Source organism: Pseudomonas sp. AC242 (genome assembly GCF_979258655.1).
Genome location: NZ_OZ409873.1, coordinates 4,774,869 through 4,791,354, shown reverse-complemented (window position 1 = coordinate 4,791,354; position 16,486 = coordinate 4,774,869). Strand labels below are relative to the sequence as shown.

Here is a 16,486-nt window from a genome sequence, read left to right as displayed (position 1 = left end):
TCTTTCTATTTATGTTCGACGTCGCAGGCCTCTAGCCTTGGCTTGGCGCATCTGGATGCGCCCCAAAATAACCAGAGGATCCTGATATGAACTCCGCACTTGGACTGGGGGCTTTTCCCCGTCGCCGCACCCTCGGTGTACTCACCGCCAGCCTGTTGACCTTCTCCGTAAACGCCGCGCCCCTGACCCGCGATAACGGGGCTGCGGTCGGCGACAATCAGAACTCGCAGACCGCCGGCGCCAACGGCCCGGTGCTGCTGCAGGATGTACAGCTGATTCAGAAGCTGCAGCGTTTCGACCGTGAGCGCATTCCCGAGCGTGTGGTTCACGCCCGCGGTACCGGCGCCCATGGCACCTTCACCGTGACCAACGATCTCAGCGACCTGAGCAAGGCCAAGGTCTTTGCCGCCGGTCAGACAACGCCGGTATTCGTGCGTTTCTCTGCGGTGGTGCACGGCAATCACTCGCCGGAAACCCTGCGTGATCCGCGAGGTTTCGCCACCAAGTTCTACACCGCCGACGGCAACTGGGATCTGGTCGGTAACAATTTCCCGACCTTTTTCATCCGCGACGCGATCAAGTTTCCCGACATGGTGCACGCGTTCAAACCGGACCCGCGGACCAACCTTGATGACGATTCGCGCCGATTCGATTTCTTCTCCCATGTACCGGAAGCCACCCGTACCTTGACCGAGTTGTATTCGAACTCGGGAACGCCTGCCAGTTATCGAGAAATGGACGGCAACGGCGTACACGCTTACAAGTTGATTAATGCCAAGGGCGAAGTTCACTACGTCAAGTTCCATTGGAAGAGTTTGCAGGGACTTAATAACCTTACGCCAAAGCAAGTCGCGAAAGTTCAGGGTCAGGACTACAGTCACATGACCAATGACTTGGTGAGCAACATCAATAAAGGTAACTTCCCGAAATGGGACTTGTACATTCAAGTGCTGAAACCACAAGATTTGTCCAAGTTTGATTTTGATCCATTAGACGCGACCAAGATCTGGCCAGGTATTCCTGAGCGAAAAGTTGGACAAATGGTATTGAACCGTAATCCGGCAAATGTATTCCAGGAAACCGAACAAGTGGCCATGGCGCCGGCGAATATTGTTCCGGGTATCGAACCCTCTGAAGACCGTTTGTTGCAAGGCCGAGTGTTTTCTTATGCCGATACACAAATGTATCGCCTGGGTGCCAATGCCCTGCAATTGCCGATCAATGCGCCGAAAGTTGCCGTGAACAATGGCAACCAGGATGGCGCGATGAACTTCGGCGCCAGCAACAGTGGTGTGAACTACCAGCCAAGCCGACTGCAACCCCGTGACGAGACGCCAGGCGCGCGTTACAGCCAGTTGGCGCTGTCGGGCAGCACGCAGCAGGCGAAGATCCAGCGTGAGCAGAACTTCAAGCAGGCCGGCGATCTGTATCGCTCGTTCAGCAAGAAGGAACGCCGGGACCTGATCGACAGCTTCGGTGGCTCGCTGGCGACCACCGATGACGAGAGCAAGCACATCATCCTGTCCTTCCTTTATAAGGCCGATCCGGAATACGGCACCGGCGTCACGGAAGTGGCCAAGGGTGACCTCAGCCGGGTCAAGGCGCTGGCGGCCAAATTGGTCGACTGATACCGACATAGCGCACACGGGGCCTGAGCCAGGCCCCGTTCCGTGCAAGGAGACTACGATGCGAACCTGTCTTTTACTGTTGGCCAGTTGTCTGTCGTTCGCGGCATGGGCGGCACCGGTCGAGCAGACTCCCGAGGCGATCAAGGCCCAGTTACAGGACTACTATTTCGACGCGGCCCGGCGCGGTGATGTGCCGATGCTCGACACGTTCATCGAGTCCGGCTATTCCCTCGACACTCGTGACAGCAAGGGTTACACCGCGCTGATTCTGGCGGCCTATCACGGTCAGGCACCGGCGGTGGAACGTTTGCTCGCTGCTGGCGCCGATGCCTGTGCCCAGGATCAACGCGGCAACACCGCGCTGATGGGGGCCATTTTCAAAGGTGAACTACAGATCGCCCGACGCCTGATGGCCACCGATTGCAGCCCCGACCAGCGTAACGGTGCCGGGCAGACGGCGGCGATGTACGCCGGGTTGTTCAAGTGTCTGGAATTGCTCGATGCACTGAAGGCCAAGGGCGCGGACCTGAATGCCGAAGATCCGCTGGGCAACAGCGCCGCGCGTCTGGCCAACGGCGAAATCCGCACCGCCACGCCGCGCTGAGCGGTGGCTGCGTTATCATCGCGGTTTTTGCCGGGGGATCCAGATGGCCAAGGCCAAGCGCATGTACGGCTGCACTGAGTGCGGCGCAACCTTTCCCAAATGGGCGGGCCAGTGCGGCGAGTGCGGCGCCTGGAACACCCTGACTGAAACCATGATCGAAAGCGGCGGGGCCACGGCGCCGACCGGCCGCACCGGCTGGGCCGGGCAGCAGGCGCAGATCAAGACCCTGGCCGAAGTCAGCATCGAAGAGATTCCGCGCTTCTCCACCGCGTCCGGTGAACTGGACCGGGTCCTTGGCGGCGGTCTGGTCGACGGTTCGGTGGTGCTGATCGGTGGTGATCCGGGGATCGGCAAGTCGACGATCCTGTTGCAGACCCTGTGCAACCTCGCCAAAAGCATGCCCGCCCTGTACGTCACCGGCGAAGAATCCCAACAGCAAGTGGCCATGCGTGCCCGGCGCCTCGGCTTGCCGCAGGATCAACTGCGGGTGATGACCGAAACCTGCATCGAAACCATCATCGCCACGGCCCGTCAGGAAAAACCCAAGGTGATGGTGATCGACTCGATCCAGACGATCTTCACCGAACAGTTGCAATCGGCTCCCGGTGGCGTCTCTCAGGTGCGTGAGAGCGCGGCGCTGCTGGTGCGGTATGCCAAGCAGAGCGGTACGGCGATTTTCCTCGTCGGCCACGTCACCAAAGAAGGCGCACTGGCCGGTCCGCGGGTTCTCGAGCACATGGTCGATACCGTGCTGTATTTCGAAGGCGAATCCGATGGGCGTCTGCGTTTGTTGCGTGCGGTGAAAAACCGTTTCGGCGCGGTCAACGAATTGGGTGTGTTCGGCATGACCGACAAGGGTTTGAAAGAAGTCTCCAACCCTTCGGCGATTTTTCTCACCCGTGCGCAGGAAGAAGTCCCGGGCAGTGTGGTCATGGCGACGTGGGAAGGCACTCGGCCGATGCTGGTGGAAGTGCAGGCGCTGGTCGATGACAGCCATCTGGCCAACCCGCGACGGGTGACGTTGGGCCTGGATCAGAACCGTTTGGCGATGTTGCTTGCGGTTTTGCATCGCCACGGCGGAATTCCGACTCACGATCAGGATGTGTTCCTCAACGTCGTGGGTGGGGTGAAGGTGTTGGAGACGGCTTCAGACCTGGCGCTGATGGCGGCCGTGATGTCGAGCCTACGCAACCGGCCATTGCCGCATGATTTGTTGGTATTTGGTGAAGTGGGGCTGTCCGGTGAGGTGCGGCCGGTGCCGAGCGGGCAGGAGCGTTTGAAGGAAGCGGCCAAGCATGGCTTCAAACGGGCGATCGTGCCCAAGGGCAATGCGCCGAAGGAATCTCCGCCAGGCCTGCAGATCATTGCCGTGACCCGCCTCGAACAGGCTCTCGACGCGCTCTTCGAATAACTTGAACCCACTGCATAACCTGTGGAGCTGGCTTGCCAGCGATTGCGTTCTGTCCGTCGACATATTCGTCGAGTCTGAAATCGCTATCGCTGGCAAGCCAGCTCCCACAGGGTTCAATTGTGGATTCTAGATTTCGATCAGGGCAGCCAACTCGCGCTCCAGTTCGGCCTCATCCGCCAGATTCAACTCGATCAGGCGCCGCAAGCGCTGGATCGATTCCAGGCTTATATGTCGGCAGACAAAGCCCAACTGGTTATTTTCTTCGTGTGCCAGATGCACATCCATCTTGATATCGACGTCATCGCTCAGGTGAATGTCGACGAAAAAATCCTTCTCCGCATCCCCCAACCACGGCTCCGGCCTTTCGATCAGCAATCCTTTGAGCGACAGGTCGATCAGCTTGACCGGCCAGATGTAATCGCCCTGACTCAGCTCGGTTCTGGCATCGAACGCAATACGTTTGAAGCGACGACGGTTGGCTGGGTGTTCGCTCATGGCGCAATCCTCATGAAGGTTCGCTGACTATAGACCGCGAATGCGGGCGCCAGCCAATCGCTAAAGCGTCTAGACCAACGTCGGGGTATGGCCTTTGGCGCCGTAAGCGCTAAACTCGGGGTGGCTGTCTTTCTTGTCCACCCTGGCTGGAATAATAAAATGAAAAATAATAATAGCCTGCTACGCCACTTACCCTGGCTAGTGCTGGCAATCGTAGGAGCGTGCGCCCTGGGCGTAGTGGCATTGCGCCGCGGCGAGGCGATCAACGCCTTGTGGATCGTGGTCGCAGCCGTGGCCATTTATCTGGTTGCGTACCGTTACTACAGCCTGTTCATCGCTAACAATGTGATGCAACTCGATCCGCGTCGGGCGACCCCCGCCGTGCTCAACAATGACGGTCTGGACTATGTGCCGACCAACAAACACATTCTTTTCGGTCACCACTTCGCCGCGATCGCGGGCGCCGGACCTCTGGTCGGCCCGGTGCTGGCGGCGCAGATGGGCTATTTGCCCGGCACGCTCTGGCTGATTGCCGGTGTGGTGCTGGCGGGCGCGGTGCAGGACTTCATGGTTCTGTTCATGTCGACCCGGCGCAACGGCCGTTCCCTGGGCGACATGGTGCGTGAAGAAATGGGCCGCATTCCCGGTACCATCGCCCTGTTCGGCTGCTTCCTGATCATGATCATCATCCTCGCGGTGCTGGCGCTGATCGTGGTTAAAGCGCTGGCCGAGAGCCCGTGGGGCATCTTCACCGTGATGGCGACCATCCCGATCGCGATGTTCATGGGCATTTACATGCGCTACATCCGCCCGGGCCGTATCGGCGAAATCTCCGTGGTCGGCGTGTTGCTGCTGCTGGGTTCGATCTGGCTCGGTGGGCAGATTGCCGCTGATCCGGTGTGGGCCAAGGCGTTCACCTTCACCGGCGTGCAGATTACCTGGATGCTGGTCGGTTACGGTTTCGTCGCTGCATCGCTGCCTGTTTGGCTGATTCTGGCACCGCGTGACTATCTGTCGACGTTCCTCAAGATCGGCACCATCGTCGCCCTGGCGATCGGTATTCTGATCACCATGCCCGAGCTGAAAATGCCGGCGCTGACCCAGTTTGTCGATGGCACTGGCCCGGTGTGGAAGGGCGGTCTGTTCCCGTTCCTGTTCATCACCATTGCTTGCGGTGCGGTTTCCGGTTTCCACGCGCTGATTTCTTCGGGCACCACGCCGAAGCTGCTGGATAACGAAACCAACGCCCGTTACATCGGTTACGGCGGCATGCTGATGGAGTCGTTCGTCGCCATCATGGCGATGGTTGCCGCTTCGGTGATCGAGCCTGGCGTGTACTTCGCCATGAACAGCCCGGCCGCTGTGGTTGGCAGTGACGTTGCTTCGGTTGCGCAAGTGGTCTCCAGCTGGGGCTTCGCGATCACGCCGGAAGCGCTGCAAGCCGTGGCGCATGACATTGGTGAAACCACCATCCTCGCCCGTGCCGGTGGTGCGCCGACCCTGGCGGTCGGTATCGCGCAGATCCTGCACAGTGTCCTGCCGGGTGAAAACACCATGGCGTTCTGGTACCACTTCGCGATCCTGTTCGAAGCGCTGTTCATTCTGACCGCAGTCGACGCCGGCACTCGTGCCGGTCGTTTCATGCTGCAGGATCTGCTCGGCTCTTTCGTGCCAGCGCTCAAGCGTACTGAATCGTGGACCGCCAACCTGATCGCCACCGCCGGTTGTGTGGCAATGTGGGGCTGGTTGCTTTACCAGGGCGTGATCGATCCACTGGGCGGCATCAACACCCTGTGGCCACTGTTCGGTATCTCTAACCAGATGCTGGCCGGTATCGCGCTGATGCTCGGCACCGTGGTGCTGATCAAAATGAAGCGTCAGCGCTACATTTGGGTCACCTTGCTGCCAGCCACCTGGCTGTTGATTTGCACCACGACGGCGGGCTTCATCAAACTGTTCGATGCCAACCCGGCGATCGGCTTCCTGTCGCTGGCCAAGAAGTACAGCGATGCGCTGGCCAATGGTCAGGTGCTGGCCCCGGCAAAAAGCGTCGAGCAGATGCAGCACGTGATCTTCAACGCTTACACCAACGCAACGCTCACCGCGCTGTTCCTGTTCGTGGTCTTCAGTATCCTGTTCTACGCGCTCAAGGTCGGCATCGCCGCCTGGGGCAAAAAAGAGCGTACGGATAAAGAATCGCCATTCCAGGCTCTGCCGGATGCGTAACCAGAGGATTGCAGCATGTTCAATGACCTGAGTCGCCTCGGTAAATACCTCGGTCAGGCCGCGCGCCTGATGGTCGGCATGCCCGACTACGACACCTACGTCGAGCATATGCAAACCAAACACCCGGACAAACCGGTGATGAGCTACGAGATGTTCTTCCGCGAACGTCAGGAAGCCCGTTACGGTGGCAAGGGTGGGCCGAAGTGCTGTTGAGCTGACAGCGCAAGGTTGAGGTAATCCCCCTGTGGGAGCGAGCCTGCTCGCGAATACGGAGTGTCAGTTGATGAATGATTTGACTGGTACACCGCTTTCGCGAGCAGGCTCGCTCCCACAGTTGTTTTTGTGTTGTTCATTCATTTTGTAAAGGAGATCGAGTTTTGTCCTCTCCCATTCCGGTCACGGTACTCAGCGGTTTCCTCGGCGCCGGCAAGACCACTTTGCTGCGCCATATCTTGAAAGCCGAGCACGGCCTGAAAATCGCCGTGATCGAAAACGAATTCAGTGACGCCGGTATCGACACGCAGCTGTTGGGTGACGAACCGGTGCAAGTCATGACCCTGGCCAACGGCTGCGTGTGCTGCACCATTCACACCGACCTGACCAAAGCGCTTTATCTGCTGCTTGAACGGCTGGACAGCGGCGAAATCGCCTTTGATCGCTTGGTCATCGAGTGCACCGGTCTGGCCGATCCGGCGCCGGTGGCGCAGACCTTCTTTATTGACGAAGAACTGCGTGAGCGTTACCTGCTCGATGGCATCATCACCCTGGTCGATGCCGCCCACGCGGACGTGCACCTGACCCAGACCATCGCCCAGGCGCAGATTGGTTTCGCCGACCGCTTGCTGGTGAGCAAGACTGATCTAGTGGACGAGGCGACTTTCAACGCGTTGAGCGAACGCCTGACGCGAATCAACCGTCGCGCGCCAGTCCGCGTGGTTGAACATGGCAACATTGATCTGGCTGAACTGCTGGATGTGCGTGGCTTCAACCTCAATGCCGATCTTGGCGGCGGATTGAGCCTTCGCCCAGTGAGCAAGGCACCGTCGATTGATCGCATTTCCAGTCTGGTGTTGCGCACCGATCAGCCGCTGGATATCGATCAGCTCAGCGAGTTCATGAATGAACTGCTGGAAGAACACGGCAAGCAATTGCTGCGTTACAAAGGCGTGTTGAACATTGCGGGTGAGGATCGGCGCTTGGTGTTTCAGGGTGTGTTGAAGCTTTACGGTTTCGACTGGGACACTGAATGGGCCGAGGGTGAGGCGCGGGAAAGTGTGATTGTGTTTATTGCCGATGACTTGCCGGAAGAAAAGATTCGGGCGGGGTTTGCCAGGGTGGCTTCTGCCTGATGGGTTTGTAGTGTCAATGATGACGCCATCGCGAGCAGGCTCACTCCTACAGGGGAACGCGTTTCAAATGTAGGAGTGAGCCTGCTCGCGAAAGCGATCTAACCGACAGCACAATGTTCACGATCTGAACCCAGCAACGTCTGCTCAAGATGATCCAGATGCCGATTCATCAGCATCCCGGCCTTGGAAGCATCCCGATTTTTCACCGCTTCAACCAATGCCAAATGCTCTTGCCATGCGCAACAGCTGTGCGTTTGACGCTCACTTCGCGCAACCGCCAATGACGTCAACGGCACCAGACTGCCGAGAAAATGCGCCAACGGTGCATTCCCCGCCATCTGCGCCAAGTGCAGATGAAACTCCCCGGACAAGCGAATCGCCGCACCACGCCGATCCTGCTCGACAGCCTGACGCTCACGCTCGATCAACCCGCGCAAGCGTTTCAACCCTTCCGCTTGCGCGCGCTGACAGGCCAAATGTACCAGCGTGCTTTCGGCCAGCCGCCGCGCATGCAGGGCCTGTCGTGTCTGCTCCCGATCAGGTGCTGCCACACGCGGCCGATGGTTGGCCCGCAGCACAATGACGTGCTCAAGCGACAACTGCGTCAACACCCGCCGCACATCGGCGCGGCTGGCGCAGAACATCTCTTTCAAGCTGTCCTCGGTAAATCGGCTGCTCGAATCGATGCGCTGTTCCAGAATCGCATCGAACAATCGCGGATAAAGACCCTCTGCCGTTTCGCGCAGGCGGGAGAAGGGCAGGGGCGTCGTGGTCTGGCGAGTGTGTGACGCTGAGGCGAAACTGTTCATGGCCTGTCTCCAATAGAAATCAGCGACTCAAGTTGTCGTCCGGGATGTTCAACTCGATGCCCATCCGTTGACCTTCGCGCAGAATGTGCCGACGCATTTGCGCACTGGCCTGTGCGCTGTTCTTGCTACGAATGGCGCGGACCACCGCTTCGTTTTCTTCGAGGCGCTCGGCCAGATGTTCTGGAGAATTACGCAGCACCTCGGCGCTCTGCTTGAGGGCGTTGCTGGTCTGCTGCACGACGCTCTGGAAAATCGGGTTCGAAGTCAGGGTGAACAGCTCTTCGTGAAAGGCGATGTAGGCGCTGACTCCGGCTTCACTGTCGCCAGCCTCAAGGGCTTCGCGCATGTCCATCAGGGTCAGGCGCAACTGGCCGACTTCCTTGCTGCTGATCGACTGCGCAACCAGACCGACAATGAACGGCTCGAGGGTATAACGCAGTTGCAGCACGTCTTCGAGGCTGGCGCCGGCCACCGCGCTGTCGTGGCTCTGGTTATCGCTCAATTGCGCGTCGAGCACGACCACGCCTTTGCCCGGCATCGAACGGACGAGGCCGAGGGTTTCCAGAACGATCACTGCTTCGCGCAGGCTCGGGCGGCTGATGCCCAATTGTTCGGCCAGTTCGCGCTGGCCCGGCAGCATGTCGCCGGAGCGCCACTGGCCACGGGCCAATGCGGCGCGCAGTTTTTCTACGACTGAGTTGACGACGGTTGATGTGGTTATCAAGGGTCTTGCTCCATTTGCCTGGGGGGAGATAGCCGCAAACTCAAGATCAAAAGATCGCAGCCTGCGGCAGCTCCTACAGGAGTTAAATCAGAACTCCTGCTGGTGCGCCGGAGTTGCTGTTTTACGCGGCTGAAAGGTGTAGCCCTGCTGACCGCTGAGTACTTTGTTGGCGCGTTGTACGTCGATGTCTTTTTCCCAACGGGCGATCGCAACCGTGGCGACGCAGTTGCCGATCAGATTGGTGAGTGCCCGGCCGATGCCCATGAACCAGTCCACTGCGAGCACGAGCACCAGACCGACCACCGGGATCGCCGGAATCGCCGTCAGCGTGGCCGCCAGAATCACCAGTGCCGAACCCGGAATACCGTGGGCGCCTTTTGAGGTAATCAGCGACACCAGCAGAATCGTCAGCAAATCGGTCATGGCCAGTGGTGTGCCGGTGGCATTGGCAATGAACACGATGGCCAGGGTCAGGTAGATCGAGAAACCGTCGAGGTTGAACGAGTACCCGGTTGGAATCACCAGACCCACGGTCGAGCTGCCAATGCCGAGGTGTTCGAGTTTGCGCATGATCTGTGGCAGCACGGCGTCGGACGATGCCGTGCCCATGACGATCAGCAGTTCTTCGCGCAGATACTTCAATAGCGGCCACATGCGCAGGCCGGAGGCACGCATCACCAGACCGAGAATCACACTGACGAACGCGATGCAGGTCAGGTAGAACAAACCGACCAGGCTGCCCAGGTGTTGCAGGGAATCGAGGCCATATTTGCTGGTGGTGAAGGCGATGGCGCCGAACACGCCGATCGGCGCCAGACGCACGATCATGCCCATGATCCGGAAGATCACGTGGCTCAGTTCGTTGATCAGGCGCGAGATCCCGGAAGCTGCTTCGCCGACCAGATTCAACGCGCTACCGAACAGCACCGAAAACAGCAGCACTTGCAGGATGTTGTTGTCAGCGAAGGCGCCGATCACCGAGGTCGGGATCAGGTCCATCAGGAACTGCGTGGTGGTGTGCATGTGCTGGCTGCGTTCGGCGAGATCGCCCATGTCGGCGGTCGACAGCTGCTCCAGATGGATATTCGCGCCGCTGCCGATGCCGGTACTGAAGGCGAACACCAGACCGATCACCAGTGCGATGGTGGTCAACACTTCGAAGTAGATCACCGATTTGAGACCGATGCGCCCGACCTTCTTCAGATCGCCGGCGCCGCTGATGCCGCTGACCACCACGCAGAACACGATGAGGCCGATGAGCATCTTGATCAGTTTGATGAAGCCGTCGCCGAGCGGTTTGAGCTGGGCCGAGTATTCAGGAAGGGTCAGCCCGCAGACGATGCCGAGCATCAGTCCGAGAACCACTTGGAGGAAGATTGAACGCGAGCACCATCTGAGCATGGGAGGAATCCTGGTCGGTGTCCTGGCTGCCGTGCGCTTGAACGCATCAGATTCAGAACTTAATTATTGTGGTCTTACCGGTATGTCCAGTGCAGGCGCAGTCTAGGCGCTGGATTTCTTTGATCGCAAGTGAAAAATGACGAATTGGCATGACCGGTCTGACCAGTTGTGCGGCAAGTCCCATTCTTGAGCGGTTCAGGCGTTTGAAAATATTCAGGCGAAAAAAAACCGGCCAATCACTTGGCCGGTTTTTCATGGTGCAGATTTAACGTCGCAATTAAGCGCCGTATACCGGCAGCTTCTTGCAGATGGCTTTGACTTTCTCACGAACGGCGTCGATCACCGCTTCGTTGTTCAGGTCAGCCAGGATGTCGCAGATCCAGCCGGCCAGCTCTTTGCACTCGGCTTGCTTGAAGCCGCGAGTGGTTACAGCCGGAGTACCGAAGCGCAGGCCGGAAGTGACGAACGGCGAGCGTGGATCGTTTGGCACGGAGTTCTTGTTCACGGTGATGAACGCTTTGCCCAGAGCGGCGTCGGCGTCTTTACCGGAGATGTCCTGCTTGATCAGCGACAGCAGGAACAGGTGGTTCTTGGTACCGCCCGAAACCACGTCGAAACCGCGCTCGATGAACACTTCGGCCATGGCCTGGGCGTTCAGCACCACTTGTTCCTGGTAGGCCTTGAACTCTGGCTGCAGCGCTTCCTTGAAGCAGATCGCTTTAGCGGCGATCACGTGCTCCAGCGGGCCACCCTGGGCGCCCGGGAATACCGCGGAGTTCAGCTTCTTCTCGATGTCGGCGTTGGCGCGCGCCAGGATCAGACCGCCACGTGGACCGCGCAGGGTCTTGTGCGTGGTGGTGGTCACGACGTCAGCGAAAGGCACCGGGTTCGGGTAAACACCCGCGGCAACCAGACCGGCTACGTGAGCCATGTCGACGAACAGGTAAGCACCGACTTTGTCAGCGATGGCGCGGAAACGCGGGAAGTCGAGAATTTGCGAGTAGGCAGAGAAACCGGCCACGATCATTTTCGGCTTGTGCTCAACTGCCAGACGCTCGACTTCGTCGTAGTCGATCAGGCCGTTGGCGTCGATGCCGTACTGCACAGCGTTGTACAGTTTGCCCGAGGAGGAAACGCTGGCGCCGTGGGTCAGGTGACCGCCGTGGGCCAGGCTCATGCCCAGAATGGTGTCGCCACCTTGCAGCAGGGCCAGGTAAACAGCGGCGTTGGCTTGCGAACCGGCGTGCGGCTGAACGTTGGCGTAATCGGCGCCGAACAGCTCTTTGGCGCGGTCGATGGCCAGTTGCTCAACGATGTCGACGTACTCGCAACCACCGTAGTAACGCTTGCCTGGGTAGCCTTCAGCGTACTTGTTGGTCAGGACCGAGCCTTGAGCTTCCATCACCGCTGGGCTGGTGTAGTTTTCCGAAGCGATCAGCTCAATGTGTTCTTCCTGGCGCTGAGCTTCTTGCTCCATGGCGGCAAAAAGGTCGGCGTCGTACTTGGCAATAGTCAAATCACGGCTGAACATGGCGGTCCTCAAGGATCGGGGGCAGAAAAGGGGGGCATTCTAACCCAATGGGTTTTGGATGGCATATGAAACGACATCATGTCGCAGACAAGTGGCGTTCATGCGCAGATAGATGGTGATTGTGCTGGCCTCAAAAGATCGCAGCCTTCGGCAGCTCCTACAGTAATCCGAGCTGATCCCGAATACTGTGACCGACATCAATCCTTGTAGGAGCTGCCGAAGGCTGCGATCTTTTCGGTCGCGCCGCCGATGTTCAGTCGAACATGAACAGCGCGTCATTGCTGAACTGCGCCTCAAACCGCCCCGCCGGCATCGGCCGCCCGAACAGATAGCCCTGAACCTCATCGCAACCATGTTCGCGCAGGAAGTCCAACTGCTCATGGGTCTCCACACCCTCGGCGATCACCGCCAGATTCAGACTGTGCGCCATGGCGATGATCGCCCGGGCAATCTGCGCGTCCTGCTCACCGGACGGCAGGCCATCGACAAACGTGCGGTCGATTTTCAGCACGTCGATCGGGAATTGCTTGAGGTAGTTCAGCGATGAGTAACCGGTGCCGAAGTCATCGACTGCGATGCTCAGGCCAAGGTTTTTCAGCCCGGCAAGAATCTGCATGGCCTCGCTGACTTCACGCATCAGGATACTTTCGGTCAGTTCCAGCTCCAGGCATGCCGGCGGCAGGCCGGTTTCGCGCAGGATCGTGGCGATCCGCGTGCCGAGCTGGCCATCGGAGAACTGCCGCGCGGAAATGTTCACCGACACCTTCGGCACGCGTACACGATTCTGGTGCCAGGTCTTCAACTGACGGCACGCTTCGCTGATCACCCAATCGCCAACGTCGACCACCAGACCAAGCTCTTCGAGCACCGGAATGAAATCCCCCGGCGGCACCAGTCCACGACGTGGATGGCGCCAGCGCAACAGCGCTTCGGCGCCGGTCAGACGCTTGCCGTCGCCGCTGAATTGCGGTTGGTAATACAGGACGAATTCGTTTTGTTCCAGGGCGTGGCGCAAGTCGCTTTCCAGCTCCAGACGCTCCAGCGCACTGGCGTTCATGTCGGCCTGATAGAACTGGAAGTTGTTCTTGCCGCGCTCCTTGGCGTGGTACATCGCGGTGTCGGCGTTCTTCATCAACTGGCTGAGTTCGTTGCCGTCCTGCGGACTCAGGGCGATGCCGATACTGGCGGTGACGAAGAACTCGCGACCTTCGAGCACGAACGGCCGCACCAGGCTGCCGAGGATCTGTTCGGCGACATGAATCGCCCGGTTCAACGCCATTTCGCGACTGGAGCGATGTTGCAGCAGCAGCGTGAATTCATCGCCGCCCATGCGTGCCACGGTGTCGTCATCGTCGACGCAGGCCAGCAGGCGCGTGGCCATGTCTTTCAACATGCGGTCGCCGGCAGCGTGGCCGAGGGAGTCGTTGATCGGTTTGAAACGGTCGAGGTCGAGGAACATCAGCACCACCCACGACTTCTGCCGCTCGGCCGATTGCAGCGCGGTGTGCAGGCGATCCTGGAACAGCGTGCGGTTCGGCAAATGGGTCAGGGCGTCGTAGTAGGCGAGGCGGTGAATCCGCTGCTCGCTGGCCTTGCGCTCGCTGATGTCGCTGAAGAAACACACGTAACTGGCCAGATCGCCTTCGTCGTCGAGCACCGCGGTGATGCCGACCCACGCCGGGTAGTGCTCGCCGTTACGGCGCTTGAGCCAGACTTCGCCTTCCCAGGTGCTGTGCTGATGCAGTTGTTTGAGCACGTAACGCAGGTGCGCGTCCTGTTGTTCGTCGACGGTAAGCATGTTCGGCAACTGATCAAGCACTTCGCTCACCGCGTAACCGCTGACGCGGCTGAAGGCTTCGTTGGCTTGCACGATGTAACCGGCCGGGTCGGTGATCAGAATCGCCGAGGTCGAATGCTCGAAAACCGTAGCGGCCATGCGCAGGTCTTTTTCGGCGCGGCGCTGCTGACTGATGTCGCGACCGACACCGAGCACGCCTTCGAACGCGCCGTGCTCGTCCCACACCAGCACCAGACGCAACTCGATCGGGATCTTGCGGCCATCGGCGCGCAGGCAGTCGAACAGGAACAATTGCGTTTGCACCTGATTGCGCAACACCGCCAATTGCTCGGGCTTGTCCAGCGCCTTGCTGACCCGATCCATCAGCGTGTAAATGCCGCTCAGTTGCTGCGGGTTGGCGATGGTCGATTGCCAGCCGTTCTGGAAAATCCACTCGGCGTCATAACCCAGCACGGCCTGCACCGACGGGCTGACGTAGTTCAGCGAGAGCTTGCTGTCGGTGGAAAAAATCACGTCACTGATGCTTTCGGCGAGCATGCGATAACGCTGCTCGCTGTCGCGCAGGGATTCGCTGGCTTCGATCTGTTCGGTGATGTCCTTGGCCACGCCGATGATTCGCGTCACCTGATCGTGTTTGTCGCGAGCCAACGCCTGTTCGCGAATGTCGAAACGCCGCCATTTGCCGTCGCGATGGCGGAAGCGCAATTGGCACTGGAGCAACTGACTGTAACCGGCGTGCCGCTGCATCTGCCGCGAGCGATGGTAGTAGTCGGCGTCTTCCGGGTGCAGGAGGATTTCCCAGAAATACTCGCCCATCTGATGCAGTTCAGTGCGGTTGTAGCCGAGGGTTTGACCGAGGTGGTGGTTACTGAAAATCATCCGCTGGCTGATCACGTCCTGCACGTACAGATGATCCGGCACGGTGCGCACCACGTCCGACCAGAAGCCTTCGCGTTCGAGCAGCGACAGTTCGATCAGCTTGCGGCTGGTGATGTCGTTGATGCTGAGGATCACCGCTTTGTAGTCGTGCTGCTCGGTCGGCAGGCGCAAGACCATCCACAGGTGCTGGTCGCGGCCATTGATGTCCGGCAGTTTGATTTCCAGTTCCAGCTGCTTCTGTTGCTGCAGGACGGCGTCGAGCACTTGGTTGCCGATGGCGCACTGACGGTGTGGGTGGCCATCGATCAACAGTTGCCAGGCGTGCTCGCAAGAGTTGACGTTGAGCAGTTGCAACGCGACCTGGTTGACCTCGGTGACGCGCAATTCCTGCAGCAGTTGCTGACGTTGCGCCGGCTGGTCGAGCCAGGCTTTGAGCTGGTCGCTGGTCTGGATCTGCGCCTTGTCGAACACCTGCTTGAGGCCGGACAGATCAAGCACACACAGCGCCACGCCGGTGCCTTCGAAAATGTCTTGATAGCGTCGGCGACCTTCATGCAGCTGACGCTGGCGGCGGCGCATGTTGAGCAGGGCGATCACCGGCAACATCGAGAACGCCAGGCCCAGCAGGCATTTGCCGATGAACGCCGGCAGCAGTTCTTCGAGCACGCGCTGGCGGTCGAACAGGCCACGCAATTGCCAGTCGCTGCTGCTCAGTGGCACGGTCAGCACGGTGTTGGCCAGGTCGTCCGGGCTCAGCACGCCGGGCTTGGCCGAGGGTAACGCTTCATCGCGGCTGATGATCTGATGGTTGATGCGGTTTTCCACCAGCCACAACGGGCGGATGCCGGTTTCGCCCTGTTTGGTCAGCGAGTCGAAAAAGGTCGGGGTCAGGCGCAAGGCCCAATAACCGCGCGTGCTGCCGCTGGCTTGATGCAGCAATAGATGCACCACCGAGCCGTCGTCGGCGTTACTGAAATAATGTGCCTGGGCACGGCTGCGGCGCACCAGTTCGGTGAGGTAGTCGGCATCGTGACTGTCGACGGCGCTGTCGTTGATGATTCGTCCGGAAGGGCTGAGCAACGCCAGGCTGCGCAAATCGGGCAGCGATTGCTGGAGCTTGCGCAGCAACGCCTGCTGTTCGTCGGCTGATTGCGGTTGTTCGACGATCGGTAGCAGGTTGAGGGCGATTTGCGCGTTCAGCGCCATGTTCAGGCTGACCTGCGAGGCGAGGTCGGCGGTGTAATCGATGGTGTACTGGCGCTGGTTTTTCTGGGTTTCGCGCAGTTGATCGAGCAGTTGCCAGAACAGCAATGCGAGCAACAAAAGCACAAGCGTCGCCAGCGCACCCTTTAATGTACCGCGCAGGGACGAGCCGGGCGCCGGTGGGGTGCTGCTCACAGAAGCTGGCGGAGTGACATTGGACAAGCTGTGATCCTGCGATTTGGCTGGACTGGCGCGACGTGCACTATAAGCCGGACGCCCAAAGGGCGGCTAGCATGCCTTGAGTCGTGGCGAAGTGCCAGCCCCGCGCGGCTGGACTGCCACCGGTCATTCAGGTAGCTTTGCCGGTTACGCGGGAGCGTTCCAGCTCCTAGACTCAGACTTTTTCAGCGCGCACGCATTGATAACCA

12 protein-coding genes are annotated in these 16,486 nt (G+C 59.4%); 6 read left to right on the top strand and 6 right to left on the bottom strand.

What is annotated here, in order from left to right; genetic code table 11:
- Window positions 1-86: 86 nt before the first annotated feature.
- The 3 genes from katB to radA are packed head-to-tail and all read left to right on the top strand — an operon-like array spanning window position 87 to window position 3,643.
- Window positions 87-1,628: a catalase KatB gene (gene katB / locus ACZZ0A_RS21450; RefSeq protein WP_007909771.1), complete on the top strand. Its 1,542-nt coding sequence runs from the start codon at window positions 87-89 to the stop codon at window positions 1,626-1,628.
- A gap of 58 nt (window positions 1,629-1,686) precedes the next feature.
- A complete protein-coding gene (locus ACZZ0A_RS21445; protein WP_463543702.1) occupies window positions 1,687-2,232 on the top strand; it encodes an ankyrin repeat domain-containing protein in 546 nt (181 codons plus the stop codon).
- A 43-nt stretch (window positions 2,233-2,275) separates the two neighbouring features.
- Complete coding sequence (radA, locus tag ACZZ0A_RS21440) at window positions 2,276-3,643, top strand: DNA repair protein RadA (RefSeq protein ID WP_007909773.1); 1,368 nt, start codon at window positions 2,276-2,278, stop codon at window positions 3,641-3,643.
- A 126-nt stretch (window positions 3,644-3,769) separates the two neighbouring features.
- Here the strand turns inward: radA and ACZZ0A_RS21435 are convergent, their stop codons facing one another.
- Window positions 3,770-4,138 (bottom strand): PilZ domain-containing protein, encoded by a 369-nt coding sequence (locus ACZZ0A_RS21435; RefSeq protein WP_007909775.1) that lies wholly within the window; start codon window positions 4,136-4,138, stop codon window positions 3,770-3,772.
- A 159-nt stretch (window positions 4,139-4,297) separates the two neighbouring features.
- Between ACZZ0A_RS21435 and ACZZ0A_RS21430 the strand changes: the two genes are divergently transcribed.
- From ACZZ0A_RS21430 to yjiA, 3 genes are all read left to right on the top strand, one after another.
- The gene (locus ACZZ0A_RS21430; RefSeq protein WP_007909776.1) at window positions 4,298-6,364 is read left to right on the top strand and encodes a carbon starvation CstA family protein; all 2,067 of its coding nucleotides are present in this window, start codon (window positions 4,298-4,300) and stop codon (window positions 6,362-6,364) included.
- Between the two features lie 15 nt (window positions 6,365-6,379).
- On the top strand, window positions 6,380-6,577 hold the full coding sequence (locus tag ACZZ0A_RS21425; protein WP_003228401.1) for a YbdD/YjiX family protein: 198 nt from the start codon (window positions 6,380-6,382) through the stop codon (window positions 6,575-6,577).
- Between the two features lie 164 nt (window positions 6,578-6,741).
- Window positions 6,742-7,713, top strand: a complete 972-nt coding sequence (gene yjiA / locus ACZZ0A_RS21420) for a GTPase (protein ID WP_150775718.1) — start codon at window positions 6,742-6,744, stop codon at window positions 7,711-7,713.
- A gap of 98 nt (window positions 7,714-7,811) precedes the next feature.
- Here yjiA and ACZZ0A_RS21415 read toward each other — a convergent pair whose 3' ends face one another.
- The 5 genes from ACZZ0A_RS21415 to morA all read right to left on the bottom strand — a co-directional run bounded on the left by ACZZ0A_RS21415 (window position 7,812) and on the right by morA (window position 16,280).
- Window positions 7,812-8,522: a GntR family transcriptional regulator gene (locus ACZZ0A_RS21415; protein WP_463543701.1), complete on the bottom strand. Its 711-nt coding sequence runs from the start codon at window positions 8,520-8,522 to the stop codon at window positions 7,812-7,814.
- A 19-nt stretch (window positions 8,523-8,541) separates the two neighbouring features.
- On the bottom strand, window positions 8,542-9,246 hold the full coding sequence (locus tag ACZZ0A_RS21410) for a FadR/GntR family transcriptional regulator (protein ID WP_007909780.1): 705 nt from the start codon (window positions 9,244-9,246) through the stop codon (window positions 8,542-8,544).
- 87 nt (window positions 9,247-9,333) lie between these two features.
- Window positions 9,334-10,647, bottom strand: coding sequence for a C4-dicarboxylate transporter DctA (locus ACZZ0A_RS21405; RefSeq protein ID WP_095114065.1), 1,314 nt, complete (start codon window positions 10,645-10,647; stop codon window positions 9,334-9,336).
- A 277-nt stretch (window positions 10,648-10,924) separates the two neighbouring features.
- Window positions 10,925-12,178 (bottom strand): serine hydroxymethyltransferase, encoded by a 1,254-nt coding sequence (glyA, locus tag ACZZ0A_RS21400; RefSeq protein WP_007909785.1) that lies wholly within the window; start codon window positions 12,176-12,178, stop codon window positions 10,925-10,927.
- A 253-nt stretch (window positions 12,179-12,431) separates the two neighbouring features.
- Entirely contained in the window at window positions 12,432-16,280 is a 3,849-nt protein-coding gene (gene morA / locus ACZZ0A_RS21395; protein WP_463543700.1) for a cyclic di-GMP receptor MorA, read from the bottom strand.
- Window positions 16,281-16,486: the final 206 nt, after the last annotated feature.

Excerpts from the sequence above, each read along its gene's own strand:
- ACZZ0A_RS21445 (WP_463543702.1), top strand. The coding sequence starts at position 1,687 with ATGCGAACCTGTCTTTTACTGTTGGCCAGTTGTCTGTCGTTCGCGGCA.
- ACZZ0A_RS21405 (WP_095114065.1), bottom strand. The coding sequence starts at position 10,647 with ATGCTCAGATGGTGCTCGCGTTCAATCTTCCTCCAAGTGGTTCTCGGA.
- ACZZ0A_RS21430 (WP_007909776.1), top strand. The coding sequence starts at position 4,298 with ATGAAAAATAATAATAGCCTGCTACGCCACTTACCCTGGCTAGTGCTG.
- ACZZ0A_RS21435 (WP_007909775.1), bottom strand. The coding sequence starts at position 4,138 with ATGAGCGAACACCCAGCCAACCGTCGTCGCTTCAAACGTATTGCGTTC.
- ACZZ0A_RS21425 (WP_003228401.1), top strand. The coding sequence starts at position 6,380 with ATGTTCAATGACCTGAGTCGCCTCGGTAAATACCTCGGTCAGGCCGCG.
- katB (WP_007909771.1), top strand. The coding sequence starts at position 87 with ATGAACTCCGCACTTGGACTGGGGGCTTTTCCCCGTCGCCGCACCCTC.
- ACZZ0A_RS21415 (WP_463543701.1), bottom strand. The coding sequence starts at position 8,522 with ATGAACAGTTTCGCCTCAGCGTCACACACTCGCCAGACCACGACGCCC.
- glyA (WP_007909785.1), bottom strand. The coding sequence starts at position 12,178 with ATGTTCAGCCGTGATTTGACTATTGCCAAGTACGACGCCGACCTTTTT.
- radA (WP_007909773.1), top strand. The coding sequence starts at position 2,276 with ATGGCCAAGGCCAAGCGCATGTACGGCTGCACTGAGTGCGGCGCAACC.